The sequence below is a fragment of the Exiguobacterium sp. s95 genome, from assembly GCF_018618655.1.
Classification (GTDB): Bacteria; Bacillota; Bacilli; order Exiguobacteriales; family Exiguobacteriaceae; genus Exiguobacterium_A; species Exiguobacterium_A oxidotolerans.
This window is the reverse complement of record NZ_JACSMM010000006.1, coordinates 21,298-37,428: the sequence shown is the minus strand read 5'-3', so window position 1 is coordinate 37,428 and position 16,131 is coordinate 21,298. Positions and strand designations below refer to the sequence as shown.

At 46.9% G+C, this 16,131-nt stretch carries 12 protein-coding genes; 3 read left to right on the top strand and 9 right to left on the bottom strand.

All coding sequences use genetic code 11. The features are described 5' to 3' along the window. Positions 1-128: 128 nt before the first annotated feature. Positions 129-2,687, bottom strand: a complete 2,559-nt coding sequence (gene mprF, locus KNP99_RS10725; RefSeq protein ID WP_214770094.1) for a bifunctional lysylphosphatidylglycerol flippase/synthetase MprF — start codon at positions 2,685-2,687, stop codon at positions 129-131. Further along, positions 2,684-4,039, bottom strand: a complete 1,356-nt coding sequence (locus KNP99_RS10720; protein WP_088836293.1) for an MATE family efflux transporter — start codon at positions 4,037-4,039, stop codon at positions 2,684-2,686. Before KNP99_RS10720 ends, mprF begins: the two co-directional genes overlap by 4 nt. 97 nt (positions 4,040-4,136) lie before the next feature. On the opposite strand from KNP99_RS10720, the gene KNP99_RS10715 reads away from it, so the two are divergent. After that, a complete protein-coding gene (locus tag KNP99_RS10715; RefSeq protein WP_088836292.1) occupies positions 4,137-4,919 on the top strand; it encodes a CHAD domain-containing protein in 783 nt (260 codons plus the stop codon). Here the strand turns inward: KNP99_RS10715 and glsA are convergent. From glsA to KNP99_RS10700, 3 genes are all read right to left on the bottom strand, one after another. After that, positions 4,916-5,848, bottom strand: a complete 933-nt coding sequence (glsA, locus tag KNP99_RS10710; protein ID WP_088836291.1) for a glutaminase A — start codon at positions 5,846-5,848, stop codon at positions 4,916-4,918. The genes KNP99_RS10715 and glsA overlap by 4 nt on opposite strands. 194 nt (positions 5,849-6,042) lie before the next feature. Continuing rightward, on the bottom strand, positions 6,043-8,616 hold the full coding sequence (gene clpB, locus KNP99_RS10705; protein WP_215193232.1) for an ATP-dependent chaperone ClpB: 2,574 nt from the start codon (positions 8,614-8,616) through the stop codon (positions 6,043-6,045). A 6-nt stretch (positions 8,617-8,622) separates the two neighbouring features. Next, positions 8,623-9,486, bottom strand: a complete 864-nt coding sequence (locus KNP99_RS10700; RefSeq protein WP_088836289.1) for a DnaJ C-terminal domain-containing protein — start codon at positions 9,484-9,486, stop codon at positions 8,623-8,625. Positions 9,487-9,683: 197 nt separating this feature from the next. On the opposite strand from KNP99_RS10700, the gene KNP99_RS10695 reads away from it, so the two are divergent. Then, on the top strand, positions 9,684-9,875 hold the full coding sequence (locus KNP99_RS10695; protein ID WP_029332605.1) for a YwbE family protein: 192 nt from the start codon (positions 9,684-9,686) through the stop codon (positions 9,873-9,875). Between the two features lie 41 nt (positions 9,876-9,916). On the opposite strand, the gene KNP99_RS10690 is transcribed toward KNP99_RS10695, so the two are convergent. From KNP99_RS10690 to KNP99_RS10680, 3 genes are all read right to left on the bottom strand, one after another. Beyond that, positions 9,917-11,041 (bottom strand): M20 family metallopeptidase, encoded by a 1,125-nt coding sequence (locus KNP99_RS10690; protein ID WP_088838420.1) that lies wholly within the window; start codon positions 11,039-11,041, stop codon positions 9,917-9,919. A 57-nt stretch (positions 11,042-11,098) separates the two neighbouring features. Next, positions 11,099-11,953, bottom strand: a complete 855-nt coding sequence (locus tag KNP99_RS10685; RefSeq protein WP_088836288.1) for a MurR/RpiR family transcriptional regulator — start codon at positions 11,951-11,953, stop codon at positions 11,099-11,101. Positions 11,954-12,120: 167 nt separating this feature from the next. Further along, positions 12,121-13,284 carry a CamS family sex pheromone protein gene (locus tag KNP99_RS10680; RefSeq protein WP_251132020.1) on the bottom strand — a complete coding sequence of 388 codons (1,164 nt, stop codon included), beginning with the start codon at positions 13,282-13,284 and terminating at the stop codon, positions 12,121-12,123. Positions 13,285-13,433: 149 nt separating this feature from the next. On the opposite strand from KNP99_RS10680, the gene KNP99_RS10675 reads away from it, so the two are divergent. After that, positions 13,434-14,012 carry a class D sortase gene (locus tag KNP99_RS10675; protein ID WP_214766752.1) on the top strand — a complete coding sequence of 193 codons (579 nt, stop codon included), beginning with the start codon at positions 13,434-13,436 and terminating at the stop codon, positions 14,010-14,012. Between the two features lie 116 nt (positions 14,013-14,128). Here KNP99_RS10675 and ligA read toward each other — a convergent pair whose 3' ends face one another. Further along, positions 14,129-16,123, bottom strand: coding sequence for an NAD-dependent DNA ligase LigA (gene ligA, locus KNP99_RS10670; RefSeq protein ID WP_214766753.1), 1,995 nt, complete (start codon positions 16,121-16,123; stop codon positions 14,129-14,131). Positions 16,124-16,131: the final 8 nt, after the last annotated feature.

Genomic DNA, 16,131 nt, shown 5'->3' with positions numbered 1-16,131 from the left:
TTCTCTCTGTTTAGTATAACGCCTCTATTTCTAGTTGTATAGACCTTTATACATTTGTTTAATAAAAAAAGAAGATTCCACACATTCACTGGAATCTTCCCTGATTGATAAACGCGTAATCCTCACCGTCATGGCAGTAACACACGGTCTTTCTTTTTAGAAATGAGACGTGTCACTTTTAAAATCGCAATCGTCAACGATTGACGTTTGCGATACGCCAAGTAACGTCCTTCCCACTTTGGATCATATTTTTCTTTGTAGCGTCTTAGGCCTGTAAAGCTATACATGTAACGAATGTTATTGAAGACGTCAGCCGCGACACGTTCTTGCCAAAATGACGTTTCGTCTTCTCCAACAGCAGATAGTGGTGCCATTCCCATATTGAACGTATGATAGCCTGCTTCTTTTGCATACTCAAACAAACGGATGAACATCGCATCCATAATCCCATTCGGTCCATCAGGACGGAAGCGCATCAAATCGATTGATAAGACACCGTCTTGATAAGCAGGCATGAACGTCATGAAGCCAAGCAAGTCGCCTGCCGCGTCACGCATGATTCCAACGGGTGCTTGATTCAAATAGTCTGACTGAAAGTATCCGAGTGAAAACCCTTTTTCTACTTTGTTCCCTAACCAGTCATCTGATACGTCACGTAACGATGTAAGTAAGGCATTTGAAAATGGCGGTTTTACAACTTCAAACGTCATGCCTTCTCGTTCAAAACGATTTTTAATGGAACGTAGTCCAGCTCGCTTCTTACCAGAAACCGTAAACGTCGTAATATCAACAATTGCTTCTTCACCTAACTTAAAAAAGTTAAAACCAAAATCATGATACAGGGACATGTTTTGCGCCTGAATCTGATAGATGTTCGGAATGTAGCCCAAATCCTCGACGCGGCGTAGAAACGTACCAATCAATTGCGAATGTTCATCCGGGTTCCCACTCGGGTCACCCAACACAATAATCCGATTTCCCGTCTGACTGAATTGAAGAAATGCCCGACCCGATTCTGAGAAGAAAAATCGTTTATCTCCTAAAAAAGCCAAATGACTCAAGTAGTTTCCGCCTTCTTCCGTCAACGTCTGACGGACTTTCGTTTCATCAAAAGCCTCTCCGAGGACCGGATGGTTAAACGTGTTGAACAGGCGAATGAACACTAACAAGTAAACAAGTGCAAAAATCGTTGCACTTGCTGCAAACATCGAAATTTCATGAGACGGATACACTTCCGTTCCGTCTGCAGACCCTAACGTATAAAACGTATACCCGAAGAAAACAAATCCACCGAGGTAAAGTATCCCGGCCAACGATGCACGCATTAACCGCATCGTCGTAATCAGCGTCCGCTCGCGGTGGAAAGATTTTGCCGAAACCGTCAGCAAAATGAGCACAACGAGAACCGCAGAAAGCGAGATTAAGTTGAATCCTCGTAAGGCCATCCCAATCAGTGCGAAGAATGATGCCCCGTATACCATATAGAGCGAACGTTTCGTCCGTCGATATAACGAGGGTGCCAGTAAGACGAATAATAACCCGCCCATCAAGAAGAAACTGTTCCCAAGTAGTAATAATTCATGCGGTAAACGGGCTTCTAGAAAATCGTATTGTGACGAGACCGGCGGTAAAATCGCAAGTCCCCAAATCGCAATACCTGCGAGCAACGTGATCAAGGCTAACGCAAAATGACGGACCTTACTTAAAAAGCGCAGTTGCAAGCGCCAAATGACTCCACCGACTTCGACGGATGGTCCGACGATCGGCTTATCTTCAATCATTTTGACAACAGGTCCACTAAATTCGCGTGCTGAGAACACCAGCCCAATCACAAAGGGCACTATGTAATAGACCAGACGGTAAATCAACAGTCCCGTCAAGACGCTTCCTTCCGCTACACCAGCGCGTTGCATACCAATCAAAAAAACCAAGTCAAACGAACCAAAACCCCCGGGAACCATCGAAATCAATCCGGCCGTCGCCGCGATGATGAATACACCGATGACTTTCGCAAAACTGACGTCCGTTCCGAGTGCCTGTAAAATTAAATAGACGACGACACCGGCACTGAACCATTCTACGAGCGAGACGAGTGAATACAGTACGATCGACGATGGTCGAATGCTACTCGCCCCGCGTCTGAACGTAAACAGGAGATATAAAGGGAAGAAAAGTGCGACACCAATGATAACGGGCCAAAGCCATTTTTTAAAATCGAGCACTTCGAACGCCGGGAAAATATTTAATAAAGACAATGCAGATAAAATCGATAGTCCACTAATCAACGTCGGCGCCATCCAGCCGATTGCCTTCAGGAGACGACTTCCTTCAACGAAAGGCCGATAAAGCGCCGTCCGAACCCCCATACCGGCAAGACCACCAAATCCGATGATTCCGTTAAACGAATTCGCAATCCACGAAGCCCGGAAGACGAGTCCGAGCGGCGCTTTGACCTCCAAAGAACGTAACAGGATGACGTCATAAAAGAACATCGTCGCGACGGCAAGGAGACCGGCACCGACTAAAAGAATGAACTTCCATGATGGGATTTGCTGAATGGCTTGAATCGATTCATTTAAAGATAAATTTTTCAATTCACTTTGTCCTTGATACAAGATAAAGAGAATTAAAGCAATCGGTAAAATAATTTTCGCGATCGTAACGATTCGTTGTTTATTGAGCTTCATCCAACAACCTCCTTTGACTTCTTGACGAGATAGACCAATCGTAAGAGCAATAACGTTGCTCCGACCGCAAGACCAATAATGAGTCCCCACCAGTAACCGTCCGGTCCAAGTGTCGTAAACCGTTCGAAATAAAAACCGAGCGGTAAGCCAATCACCCAGTACGCCGAAATCGTCAAAATGAATGTGGCATTGACATCTTTAAAACCACGTAACGCGCCTTGAGTCGGTGCTGCGACCGCATCGGATAACTGAAAGAAAATCGCGAGAATCATGAAATGTGCGGCTAGATTGATTACTTCCGGATCATTGCTATAGAGTGCCGCGACCCGTTCATTTTGTAAGTACAAGAGTCCGCCGGAGAAGAGCGAGACAGCAATACATAATAACAGCCCAATCCAAATGTACTGGACGGCATCCTTGACGCGTTTCGCCCCAACTTCGTACCCGACAGTGATCGTCAAAGCTGACGCAGCTGACAGGGGGAGCATGTAGACGAAGGATGCAAAGTTGATTGCAGCTTGATACGCACCGATTACGACATCCCCATACGCACCGAGTAACAACGTCACGGCTGAGAAAATACTGACCTCGGAAAAAATTGCTAGTCCAATCGGCGCCCCTAAAAAGACCAGTTCCTTAATCCGAGTAAAATCCGGTTTGTAGAATCGCCGTAAAATACCGAGGCGCTGGAACAGTTCCCCTTTTAGAACGATCCCGGTAATGGCGATACACAATAACCAATATGTGATTGCCGTCGCGACCCCTGCCCCGACACCCCCCAACTCCGGAAAACCAAACTTTCCGAAGATAAAGAGATAATTGAAAGCAACATTAATGGGTAAAGAGAATAATAATAATACCATCGTGATGTTTGACTTCCCGAGAGAATCGACTAATGTGCGAAGGACAAAAAAGATAAACATCGGAATGATACCAAATCCGAGCATGATGAGATAGACACGTGCGACACGTCTTGCTTCACCCGATAATTCCATCTGATTCAAAATCGGATTGACGAACAGTAAACCGAGTACTAATGTGACAACGATGATGAGTACTGAAACGTAAAGTGCCTGAACGACGATTCGTTTGACTTCACGCTCCTTCCTTGCACCCATTGCTTGCGAGACGAGCGGCGCGACGGCTAATAAAATACCCGTCAGACCTGTGTAGACAGGCGCCCAAAGACTTGCTCCGACACCGACACCAGCTAAATCAGCTGAGCCGTATCGTCCAGCCATGACCGTGTCAAAAAAGCTAATCAAATAAAAAGCGACTTGCGTCACTAAGATTGGAAAGAAAATTTTCATGAATTGTTGAATCTTTCCAGACAACGTAAACGTTTCTAACATGACTTCACCACATTCCAGAGCTAAGAAACGGCTCTATTTTAATCATTATTTCTGTCTATTAGCTTGTTCTACGTAAAAATTGTGAGGAGGGATTCATATGAATCATCGCGATACTGAAAACTTAACGTTCGAACTACTTGAAACGTGGGCGACATTCAACCACTATGCAAAAGAAGCCCAACAATTTAAAAATCCGGAAGATGTCCACCAAGCAAGAATCCGTCTTCGGAAGTTGATTACGTTCGCTACACTTGTCGGTGAGACGGATGAACCTGTTTATCTGATTTGGAGACGACTGATGCGCGCATTTGGCGAGGTCCGTGATTTAGACGTCCAACTCGAACAACAATCTGTCACGTCACCCGTCGAGCAACTATTCGCCGAACACCTCGCGCTCCAACTCCAAGGAAAACGAGCAACGCTACTTGAAACGATGCATCTGCTCATCTCAAGTGAACTCGATAAATCCGTCCGTCGTTTCTTAGCAGGACCGCTGACAAAACGATTAAAACGGATGGATGAAAACGATTTGATTCACGCGGCAAAAAAACAATTTGATAAAAAAGCACAAAAATACGAAAAAGTGCACCATACAGAAGGACAAAAAAGAATCCAAAAGATGCACGAATTACGTCTTGCGACAAAGTACTACCGCTATACATTAGAATACTTGCGTCCTTATACCACTCTTCCGAAGTCGACCGTCGATCGTCTAAAACGCGTTCAGACCCAGCTTGGCCAAATCAATGATACGTACAACCGGCTCGAACGGTGGCGCGCGTTTACACCACCGGATGAATACCAATTGAAACGCGCAAAAGAAGTTGCACGACTCGAACAAGCCTTAGTGACGGCACTGGACGACTTTTCACTCGCTTAAGGGTGACGCTGGACGAGCAGCTCGAGCATTTTTGTGCCCGCAATTGAGTTTCCTTTTAAATCGAGGGCTGGTCCAAAAATACCGATTCCGAGATCTGCCATATCGAAATCACTACGTCCACAGGCCACGATGGCACCCGAGACACCACTTTTCCCGGGAAGTCCGACTTGAACAGAAAACTCACCAGAAGCATCATACATGCCGCACGTCGTCATGATCGCACGAATGATTCGCGCATTACGACGAGAGATGACTTGATGGCCGGATGGTGTTTTTCCTGACTGGCTTAAAATTTTACCCATCATCGCGAGTCCTTTACAGTTCGTCAAGATTGCGCATTGTTTTGTGTAGACATCGATGATTTCTTCGACGTTTCCTTCAATGACTCCGTGATAGCGCATGAAGTACAGCAATGCCCGGTTCAAATCCGTCGTTTCGAATTCGGATTTTGCGACTTCCGCGTCGTACTTGACCATCTCGACTTCGATGTCGAGCAGACTCGCGATGAATTCACGCAGTTTGAGCAGTTTATCTGCCGCATCTTCCCCAGGTAACATACTCGTCACGGCAAGCGCTCCTGCATTGATCATCGGGTTGAGCGGTTTTGTTGGAATCGTCTCCTCAAGCTTCGCAATCGAGTTGAAGGCATCCCCCGTCGGCTCCATTCCAACTTTTGAAAAGACATAATCCTCACCAAATGTTTCGAGAACAAAAGCAAGTGTGATAATTTTAGAGACACTTTGTAACGTAAATAAAGTGTCCGCCTCACCAGCAGACACAAATGTCCCGTCGGCATTGCAAACTGCGATTCCAAGTTGCGTCGGTTCTGACTTCGCAAGCTCCGGAATATAACTCGCAACTTGTCCGAGTACTGCATAAGGACGGCATTCATCAATTAATTCTTCTAGTTGTTGTTGTGTAACGTTCATGTACTTCCCTCTTCCTGTTTTTTTATAGCTTATCATGCTTTGTCAGAACGAGATATGGCAAGACGTAGTTTTGTCTGTGAAAGCAAAAAGCTCGGGAAAAGTTACTGTAAAAACAACAAAAAAATCTGAACATCATCGAGATTCATACTTTGAATGTCGACGACGTTCAGATTTTTTAACAAGCAGACGTTCCATCAACGAATGACGAGTTCTGAACCGTCTGCGTCGATCGCGACGTGCGACCCATCCTGGATTTCCCCGCTGATCAGTGCACGGGCCAGTTTTGTCTCGATCGTCCGCTGGATATAACGATTGATTGGACGGGCACCGTACTGAGGTTCGAAGGCTTCATCGAAGATCAGCGTCTTGGCGGCTTCTGTCACATCAATCGTAATTTCCCGACCTGATAAACGATCTGCCATCTTCGCGACCGCTTTATCGATGATCCGCTCGATTTCTGCGCGGTGCAATGGATGGAATAAAATCGTGTCATCAATCCGGTTCAAGAATTCGGGCCGGAAATGATTTTTCAGTTCTTGACGGACAGCTTCTTCTTCGGCTGGATCAATGTAACCATCTTTGGCTGCTTCTAACAAAATGTTCGCTCCAATATTCGAGGTCATGATGACAATCGTGTTTTTAAAGTCAACGACACGTCCTTGTGCGTCCGTCAAGCGGCCATCATCAAGCAGTTGAAGCAGGATATTGAACACATCGCCATGTGCTTTCTCGATTTCATCAAATAAGAGAACCGAGTACGGACTGCGACGGACCGCTTCTGTCAGTTGTCCGCCTTCTTCGTATCCGACATAACCCGGAGGCGCACCGACGAGACGGGACACATTGTGTTTTTCCATATATTCCGACATGTCAATCCGAATGATGTGATCTTCACTGTCGAACATCGCTGCCGCAAGTGCTTTCGCAAGCTCGGTTTTCCCGACACCGGTCGGACCGAGGAAGAGGAACGAACCGATCGGCCGGTTCGGGTCTTTGATTCCGGCCCGAGCCCGGATGACGGCGTCTGATACAAGGCGGACGGCTTCGTCCTGACCGAAGACCCGTGTATGCAGCGTATCTTCGAGATGGAGCAACTTCTCCCGTTCACCTTGCGCAAGACGTGTAACCGGAATCCCCGTCCATTTCGAAACGATATCTGAAATTTCTTCGTCTGTTACGGCTTCGCGGACTAACTCATGAGAGACGTGTTCTGCTGATTCTTCTGCTACATATAACCGATTTTCGAGTTCCGGAATCTGTCCGTATTTGATTTCAGAAGCCGTATTTAAATCATACCGGCCTTCTGCTTCTTGTAAGGCAAGTTTTGCTTTTTCGAGATCTGCCCGCAGCTGCTGGACACCTTGCGAACTTTCTTTTTCATGTTCCCACCGTGTCCGAAGCGCACTCTCATCTTCACGCGCTGAACTTAATTCTTGTTGAAGCGTCTCAAGGCGTTTACGCGAGGCCTCATCCGTTTCTTTTTTAAGAGCTGCCTCTTCGATTTCAAGTTGCATGACCCGGCGAACGAGTGAATCAAGTTCTGCTGGCATCGATTCCATATCCGTCCGAATCATCGCGCACGCTTCATCGACTAAGTCGATCGCTTTGTCCGGCATGAACCGATCCGTAATATAGCGATCGGAGAGAATGGCCGCTGCGACTAGGGCATTATCATGGATTCTGACACCATGGTGAATTTCAAACCGTTCTTTTAATCCGCGCAAAATCGAAATCGTATCTTCGACGTCCGGTTCTGCGACGAGGACTTGTTGGAACCGGCGCTCGAGTGCCGGATCTTTTTCAATATATTTCCGATATTCATCGAGTGTCGTCGCTCCGATACAGTGCAACTCACCACGGGCGAGCATCGGTTTGAGCATGTTACCGGCGTCCATCGCCCCTTCTGTTTTTCCGGCTCCGACAATCGTATGCAGCTCATCGATGAAGAGAAGGATTTGCCCTTCTGCTTCCTTGACCTCGTTCAAGACGGCTTGCAAACGTTCCTCAAATTCACCCCTGTATTTTGCACCTGCAACGAGCGTACTCATATCCAGGCTAAACAACTGTTTGTTTTTTAAGCTCTCCGGTACATCACCACGCACGATACGTTGGGCAAGCCCTTCCACGATTGCCGTCTTCCCGACACCGGGTTCCCCGATCAGAACGGGATTGTTTTTTGTTTTTCGGCTGAGTATCCGGATGACGCGGCGAATTTCATCGTCCCGACCGATGACGGGGTCTGTTTTCCCTGAACGAAAATCAGCGACAAGATCCCGTCCATATTTTTTTAAGACATCAAATGTCGCTTCAGGATTTTTAGTCGTCACTTTCCGATTACCACGCATCGCTATGATGGCTTCGCGTAATGTTTCTTCCGTCACACCTTGCCCCCGTAAATATTGTGTTGCAGGACTCGTTTGTTTCGAGAGTGCGAGTAAGAGGTGTTCGACCGAAACATACTCATCTTGCATCAAACGGGCTTCTGTTTCCGCTTCCGTCAACACGTTCAATAAAGAACTACTGATCCGTGGTGTCGAGACTTGCGCGAGCGCCGGTAATTTTTCAATCACTTGATTGATGGCTTGTTCCATCTGATCCATCCGCTGATCGAGTTTTTCAAAGACGATCCGAGCGATTCCTTCTTCCTGTGCGATTAAAGCGAGTAATAAATGCCACTCTGTGATTTCACTATGCCGACGTTGTTTCGCAATCGCTTGCGCTGATACGATTGCCTCATGAGCACGATCCGTTAATTTCTCAAAGTCCATGTCGCATTACTCCTTTACTGATAATTGATTTTCCCATTCTTCATAAAACGTTGCATCCATCTCAGGCAACTTCACTTCTAATTGAACAAGTAAAGCACCCCGATGCCCGTCTTGATTACTTAAGCCACGATTTGGAATGCGTAGTCTTGCACCTGGTTTCGTCCCCGGCTTGACCTTTAACTTGACACGTTTTCCTTCAAGCGTATCGGCAATCACTTCGCCACCCAAGACAAACGTCGTCGGATACACACGAACCGTTGAAATGACATCCTGTTCGTGTCGACGGAATCGGTCGTCATCTTTGAGATGAATCGTCACGTAGACGTCACCCGCCACTCCACTTCGGTTACGCAATGAACTTTTTCCGCGTAAACGAACTTTCTTCCCTTCGTAGACGTCTTTCGGAAGACTCATCTGAATCGTCCCTGAAGCTAAACGAATCGTTACTTTTTCATTTGTACTGAGGTGACTGAGTGGTACCGTCAGTTCAAGTTCTTCATCCGTCGATTCTTCTTCTTGGTTAAAAAACGAACCGAACATGTCTTCAAAACCAAAGGATTGACCGCCACCGGTCGGTCGAGACTGTCGTCCATTGTATTGACGGAAGATGTCCTCGTAGTCTGCTGATTGCCCCGGACCCGCGCCAGCCATGCGTTCAAAGTCACTTCCATAACGATCATACTGCGTCCGTTTTTCTTCATCCCCGAGGACATCAAAAGCCTCCTGAATATCTTTAAAACGGCGATCTGCACTCGCCTCTTTATTGACGTCCGGGTGAAACTGTTTCGCAAGTTTCCGATACGCTCGTTTGATGTCTTGATTCGTTGCCGACTTTTCGACACCAAGCGTCCGGTAATAATCTTTTGCCATCTCACTTCACTCCTTCACTTATTAACTCTGTATCTTAATTATAAAATCGAATCGTCAATTGGTCAAATATAGTCAAACTTTTTTGTCACGGCTTCTCTTCATCTTTTCACTTTACGGTTTTTCTTCAAACAAGTTTCATGAACCGACTCATGCTATACTGATACCCATAGTTATTCACAAGAAGGAGCGATAAACAAATGGATGGAAAAAAACGTGCAGACGTCAAGCCTGGACTACGTGTCAGCATCGTCTTAAAGCAAGATCAGCGTACGGGGAAACGGACGGAAGGAATCGTCAAAGACTTATTGACGAAATCACCGAACCACCCGCACGGCATTAAAGTACGCCTTGAAGATGGTCAAGTCGGTCGTGTTCAGGAAATTCTTTAAGTAGATAAAAAGGCGTTCCCGTCGTGGAACGCCTTTTTCGATTACCGTGTCGCTAAATAACGTAATGTCGCTTCGACTAATATCTTCGCTGCATCGACCATCGCCGGCTCTTCAAAGTCAAATCGTGGATGATGATGCGGATAATGTGATGCATCACCTGCACCGGTAAAGAAGAACGTCCCCGGAACTTCCTTTAAATAATAGGCAAAGTCTTCCCCGCCCATTGTCGGATCAATTTCAAATACACTTGTATCCCCGATCACGTCGCGGGCGACAGCTTCTAAAAAACGTGTCTCAACCAAGTCATTGATGACAGCCGGATACCCTGTTTCATAGTGAAACGTATACGTCGCACCCGCTGCATCACAAATCCCTTTAATCGTCCGCTCCATCTCCGAGACGATTTTTTGAGCAACCGTCTCATCAAACGTCCGGACGGTCCCCGTCAATTGTGCCCGGTCAGCAATGACGTTGAACGTATTCCCGGCATGAAGCGTCCCGATCGTCAAGACGGCTTGCTGCAATGGATCGAGACGACGGCTGACGATACTTTGAAGTTCTTTGACGATGGTCGCCCCGAGTAGTACGGCATCAATCGTTTCGTGCGGTTTTGCCCCGTGTCCGCCTCGGCCGAACAACGTTAACTCGAATTTATCCGCCGCTGCCATGACGGGACCGACCCGTGTTCCGATCGTCCCCAGCTGGGTCGTCGACCAAAGGTGCGTTCCGAAGATGACATCGACTCCGTCAAGACAGCCGTCAGCAATCATCTCACGCGCTCCCCCCGGTACCACTTCTTCTGCATGCTGGTGAATCAAGACGACATTTCCCGTCAGCTGTTCTTTTTGACTGGCGAGAACTTCCGCAACGGCGAGTAATGTCGCGGTATGACCATCATGACCACACGCGTGCATGACTCCTGGAACAGTCGAACGATAATCAACCGTTTTTTCATCTTGAATCGGTAACGCATCAAAATCTGCCCGTAATGCGACCGTTTTCCCCGGTTTTCCTCCTCGAATCGTTCCGACGACACCACGTCCTCCGACATTTCGTCGGACTTCGATTCCAAGTTCTTCGAGACGACTTGCGATATAATTCGGTGTCTCAACCTCATGAAAAGAAAGTTCAGGATGTTGATGTAAATATCGTCGGCGTTCAACCATTTCCGGAAATAGCTGTTCGATCCGGCTCGCTATCGACTGATCCACTAAGTAGCCCCCTTATTTTTTTCCGTGCAACATCTTTACACTTTCACGTGTGTACTGAAGTCGTTCAATCGTATCCGTATAGTGAATTGCTGCATAAGACAAGAAGAGCACATCAATCGCAAACAATTGTGCCAAGCGCGAACTGAGTGCCGCACTTCGAAGCGGTGCTTCCGGTGCACGCGATGTCCACAATGCGATATCTGCCAGCTGACTGATTCGGTTATCACCAAATCGGGTTAGACTAATCATTTTTAAACCGCGAATTTTTGCCAGTCGCATCAGTTCGACGACTTCTTCTGTTTCCCCGCTGTAAGAAATCGCGAAGAAGACATCATCCGGACTCGCATTTGCAAGGAGTGTCGCTAAAAGATGCTGATCCGATTCTTGAATCGCTAACTTCCCGACGCGCGTCCACTTTTGAGCTGCATCAAGTGCGACGACGTTCGAAGCACCGATTCCATAAAAATAGATAGCACGTGCTTGATCGAGCGCTTTTGTCGCTTCTGCGATTCGGACATCGTTCAATTGTTTGGCTGTATCTTGTAGGGCTTGCATACTGTTACTAAGCGTTTTTTCGATTAAATCTGCTGGACGTTCGTTTTCTTCGATATCGTGATATCCTGTCAAATCCGTTCGTGCCGTATCAGCAGAAATCCGCATCCGCAGTTCCGGATACCCCTTTAATCCAAGCGCACGACAAAATCGGACGACGGCTGCAGCACTCGTATTCGATTCTTCTGCCAAATGATGAATCGTCATCCCGGCGATTTCGTTTGCGTGGGATAAAACAAAATCAGCTACTTTTCGTGACGAGGACGGCAACTCCTCGCGTACTGCTTCAATTTGTGAAAAGATACCACCCTTCATTCAATCCGCTCCTTTGACTTGACGTTCTTTTAGAATTCGTTTTCATGTTATACATTTAGTGTACATTTTATGAAACTTAATTTCAATTCAATTATTGTATTCCAAAATTTAATCATAATAAAAAGGACCCATGTGCATGGATCCTTCAGCTTACAGGAAAAACTTTATCAACGAATTTTAACGATTGGTTTTTTCGTATCGGGTTCGAGGAATAACATCGCTTCCGTATCTCCGTTTAAGTTCGTGACGGTAATCGTCGTCGGAACATTCCGGTTATACTCCCACCGGTTTTCAAGCAGATACGTCACGTATTGGATGAAGGCGACAAGTTCTGCTTTTCCGTAAAATTGAACCGGGATTTTAATTTCAAGCTTCTTCAATTCACCCTCTTGATAGAATCCTTCACCCATCATCCCCGTGTAGTTCGGGAAGTAGTCTTCGAGGCGGTCCTTGAACAAGTCGAATTTCGCCGCGTCATCACGAACGTCATTCGTTGCTGCTGAAGAAGGATAGTAGTAATACTTCTCATCATAATTTTTCCAGTCATTCGCACTAATTTGGTTCCCGCGACCGATGAAGGCCGATGAAAGGTAGTGACCTGAAACCGGTGAACCCTCTTTCTCTTGTAAATAGAGGGCAACGTGGATTGGTGTCGTCTTCATCCCGTCCGTCTTCCGCATCTTTTGGACGAGTTCGTTTGCCATTTTCTTGCCTTGCTCGATGACTTTTTTCTCATCTAATTTCACAGTATATGTCGGCCCATAGTTTTCATCTTGGAAAACGTACTCACTATTTAAGACTAACGCAATCGATGTCCCACCCAGTTCGAGTTTTTTATCTTCTTCGAGCATGTAGTCTTGTTCTAAGATGTGCGATAAAATCAAAGGAGACTTCTGATTTTTCTCTTTATATGATTTTCCAGTCGTGTACGCCGGGTTTAATCCTTCTGGATCACTCCCACTCGTATCTGCTTTTCCTGTTCGAAGCAACCACGTTGCGATTTGGTCCGCTTCCAGCAGTTGACCTTCTTGGTAATAGTATTTTTCCGGGTCAAAAAACTGTGTTGAATGGCGCATCAGCCCGGTCTCAATCTCATCCAGTTCAAGCCGTGAGCTGACCCGCTTTTGTGTCATCCCGCGGGCGACGCTTGGCCGAAACGGAAGTACCGTTCGATAGTACGAATCGGTCGTATCGATTGCCGGACTGACAACTGCTTGGACTTCTTTACCTTGTTCGCTCTCAGTAATGACTTCTTTCGTATCGCTGTCTTGTGATAGATCCATCGAACAAGCACCTAAAAATAGTGTGCTCGTCAATGTCAATGCTATCATTTTTCTATATCTCATCATCATTGCACCCCATGTTTTAAAATCGTTCTCTTTATCATAACAGAATCGTTTTCAATCGGGGAAGCACTAGTTTTCCCCTACTTTTCAAAAAGCACTGCGTGACTTTTAATCGCGCGAAAGGACAATCTTATATGAAACAACGACAAGTCATCGGGCTCCTTCTCTTATCAGCAGGCATTTTATTCATGCTTTGGCCCATTTGGAATACCTATCAAAAACAAGCAACAACGACTGATTTAAAGCAACAATGGAAAAAAAGCTTACAAACGGTTGATGCAAAAGAAACGACAAAACCACTGGCGACAAAAGGTGACGGACTCTTAACAATCCCTTCACTTGATTTCGAACAAGTCATCTTAGAAGGAGCTTCGACCGATGTTCTTGATCGCAGTATCGGGCACATCAAAGAAACCGGTGCCCCGGGAAAAGGAAACTATGCTTTAGCAGGACACCGAAGTTTTACGAAAGGACTTCATTTCAACAAGTTACCGCAACTGAAAACAGGAGCCGATGTCATCGTCACCACAAAAGACCATCGTTATACGTACCGCATGGAAAGTTCAAAACTCGTCAAGCCGACGGATCTCTCCGTTCTCGATCAAAACGTCAAACAACCGATGATTACACTCATCACTTGTGATCCACCGGAAACCGCGACAAACCGCTTAATCAAACAAGGTGTGTTGATTAAAACAGAAACACTTGATTGAGTCTAGCACTTCATCTGCTTTCAAACACAAACAAAAATCCGAGTGATTCTTTTCAAAAGAAGAATCGCTCGGATTTTTTTAAGGCGTAGACCCTACTCTGAATCGCTTATTTTAAATCACGCCTCGTGTTGTGCCAATTCTTCCAGCAATCGTGCCTCATCCCAAATCTCAATTCCGAGTGATTCAGCCTTCGTCAACTTCGACCCCGCCTTTTCACCTGCGACTAAGATATCGGTTTTCTTACTCACACTCCCGGTCACGTCTGCACCGAGTACCTCAAGACGCTTTCCAGCTTCCGAACGTTTTAGCGATTCCAGTGTCCCGGTCAAAACAATCGTTTTCCCGGAGAACGGTGCATTCGATTGATCGATCCGTTGACCAAGAAACTGTTGGTTCAGTCCAAGCGCTGCTAAATCCTGAATTAGTGCCTGTGCTTCCGGATGCTCGAAGTACTGCGTAATCGAGTCAGCAATTTTACTGCCGACTCCGTCGATCGCCACAATTTCATCGTAACTTGCTTGCGCGATTCCGGTTAACGTATCAAAACGTTCTGCGAGCAGATACGCTGCTTTTTGACCGACGAGACGGATCCCAAGACCAAAGACGAGGCGTTCGAGCGAATTTTGTTTCGACGCCTCGATTGCCGCCAGTAACTTATCGACTGACGTTTCTCCCATCCGTTCATAGGTCAAGAGTTCATCACGATCGAGACGATACAAGTCAGCAAGCGTCCGAATTGCTTGATGTTCATACAGTTGACGGACAACTTTTTCACCAAGCCCATCGATGTTCATCGCTTGGCGCGAGACGAAGTGGATGATGCCTTCCGTCAACTGGGCTGGACATTCCGGACTGACGCAGCGCACGTCGACTTCACCTTCGAGGCGGACGAGCTCCGACTGACAGGCAGGACATTGTTTCGGGAATTCAATCGGTTGTTCCGCCCCCGTTCGTTCTGAAACGACGACACTGACGACAGCCGGAATAACGTCCCCCGCTTTTTTAATGATGACTTGATCGTGCAGGCGGATATCTTTTTCCGTGATGAAGTCCGCGTTGTGTAACGTCGCATAACTGACGGTCGAACCAGCAACGACGACGGGTGCGAACCTTGCGCGTGGTGTCACTTTCCCGGTCCGTCCGACACTAAAGTCAACTTCTTCGACGGTCGTCATCACTTCTTCAGCAGCAAATTTATAGGCGGTCGCAAACCGTGGACTCTTCGCCGTAAAACCTAATTCTTCTTGATCGTCATAGCGGTCGACCTTGAGCACGATGCCATCGATTTCATACGGCAATGTCGCACGCTCTGCCGTCCAGTACGTGATGAACGCTAAAATATCTTCTACCGTCTGACATGTTTTCATTTCTTTGTTCGTCGGTAAACCGAGCTGTGCCAGTTGTTCCATCGCTTCACTATGAGAGCGCGCCGTCAGCGTATTGACGCCGACACCGTAGACGAATAACGATAAATTGCGTGACGCCGTTATCGACGAGTCGAGTTGCCGTAAGCTACCGGCTGCGGCATTTCGTGGATTGGCGAATAATGCTTCTTCGCGTGCCGTCCGTTCCTCGTTTAAGCGCTCGAACGATTGTTTCGGCATGTAGGCTTCGCCGCGAACTTCAACCGTCTCCTGCTCACGCAGACGTAACGGTAACGCTTTAATCGTCCGTAAGTTTTGGGTAATATTCTCCCCGACCGTTCCGTCACCTCGTGTCGCCCCACGAACGAGTAGTCCGTCTTCATACTTTAAAGAAATCGCGAGTCCGTCGAACTTCAGCTCCGCGACATATGTCGTTGCACGACCGAGCGACCGTTCAATCCGCTCGACCCATTCCCGGATCTCCGTTTCATCGAAGACGTTGCCAAGTGAGAGCATCGGTAAGTCATGCGTCACCTTTTCGAATGCTTCGAGTGGCGCTGCTCCGACACGTTGGGTCGGAGAATCCGCCGTAATCAGTTCCGGATGGGCCGTTTCCAGTTCAGTCAGTTCCCGTAGCAATTGATCGTACGTGCTATCCGGTACGGTCGGCTGATCTTTTACGTAATATTCATAGCTGTACTGATTTAGTTTTTGGCGCAATGCTTCGATGCGTGCTTGGTCTTCCATTTTGACGC

Bases quoted from the DNA above. Each gene is read 5' to 3' on its own strand.
- mprF (WP_214770094.1), bottom strand. From the start codon at position 2,687: ATGAAGCTCAATAAACAACGAATCGTTACGATCGCGAAAATTATTTTA.
- KNP99_RS10720 (WP_088836293.1), bottom strand. From the start codon at position 4,039: ATGTTAGAAACGTTTACGTTGTCTGGAAAGATTCAACAATTCATGAAA.
- KNP99_RS10715 (WP_088836292.1), top strand. From the start codon at position 4,137: ATGAATCATCGCGATACTGAAAACTTAACGTTCGAACTACTTGAAACG.
- glsA (WP_088836291.1), bottom strand. From the start codon at position 5,848: ATGAACGTTACACAACAACAACTAGAAGAATTAATTGATGAATGCCGT.
- clpB (WP_215193232.1), bottom strand. From the start codon at position 8,616: ATGGACTTTGAGAAATTAACGGATCGTGCTCATGAGGCAATCGTATCA.
- KNP99_RS10700 (WP_088836289.1), bottom strand. From the start codon at position 9,486: ATGGCAAAAGATTATTACCGGACGCTTGGTGTCGAAAAGTCGGCAACG.
- KNP99_RS10695 (WP_029332605.1), top strand. From the start codon at position 9,684: ATGGATGGAAAAAAACGTGCAGACGTCAAGCCTGGACTACGTGTCAGC.
- KNP99_RS10690 (WP_088838420.1), bottom strand. From the start codon at position 11,041: ATGGTTGAACGCCGACGATATTTACATCAACATCCTGAACTTTCTTTT.
- KNP99_RS10685 (WP_088836288.1), bottom strand. From the start codon at position 11,953: ATGAAGGGTGGTATCTTTTCACAAATTGAAGCAGTACGCGAGGAGTTG.
- KNP99_RS10680 (WP_251132020.1), bottom strand. From the start codon at position 13,284: ATGATAGCATTGACATTGACGAGCACACTATTTTTAGGTGCTTGTTCG.
- KNP99_RS10675 (WP_214766752.1), top strand. From the start codon at position 13,434: ATGAAACAACGACAAGTCATCGGGCTCCTTCTCTTATCAGCAGGCATT.
- ligA (WP_214766753.1), bottom strand. From the start codon at position 16,123: ATGGAAGACCAAGCACGCATCGAAGCATTGCGCCAAAAACTAAATCAG.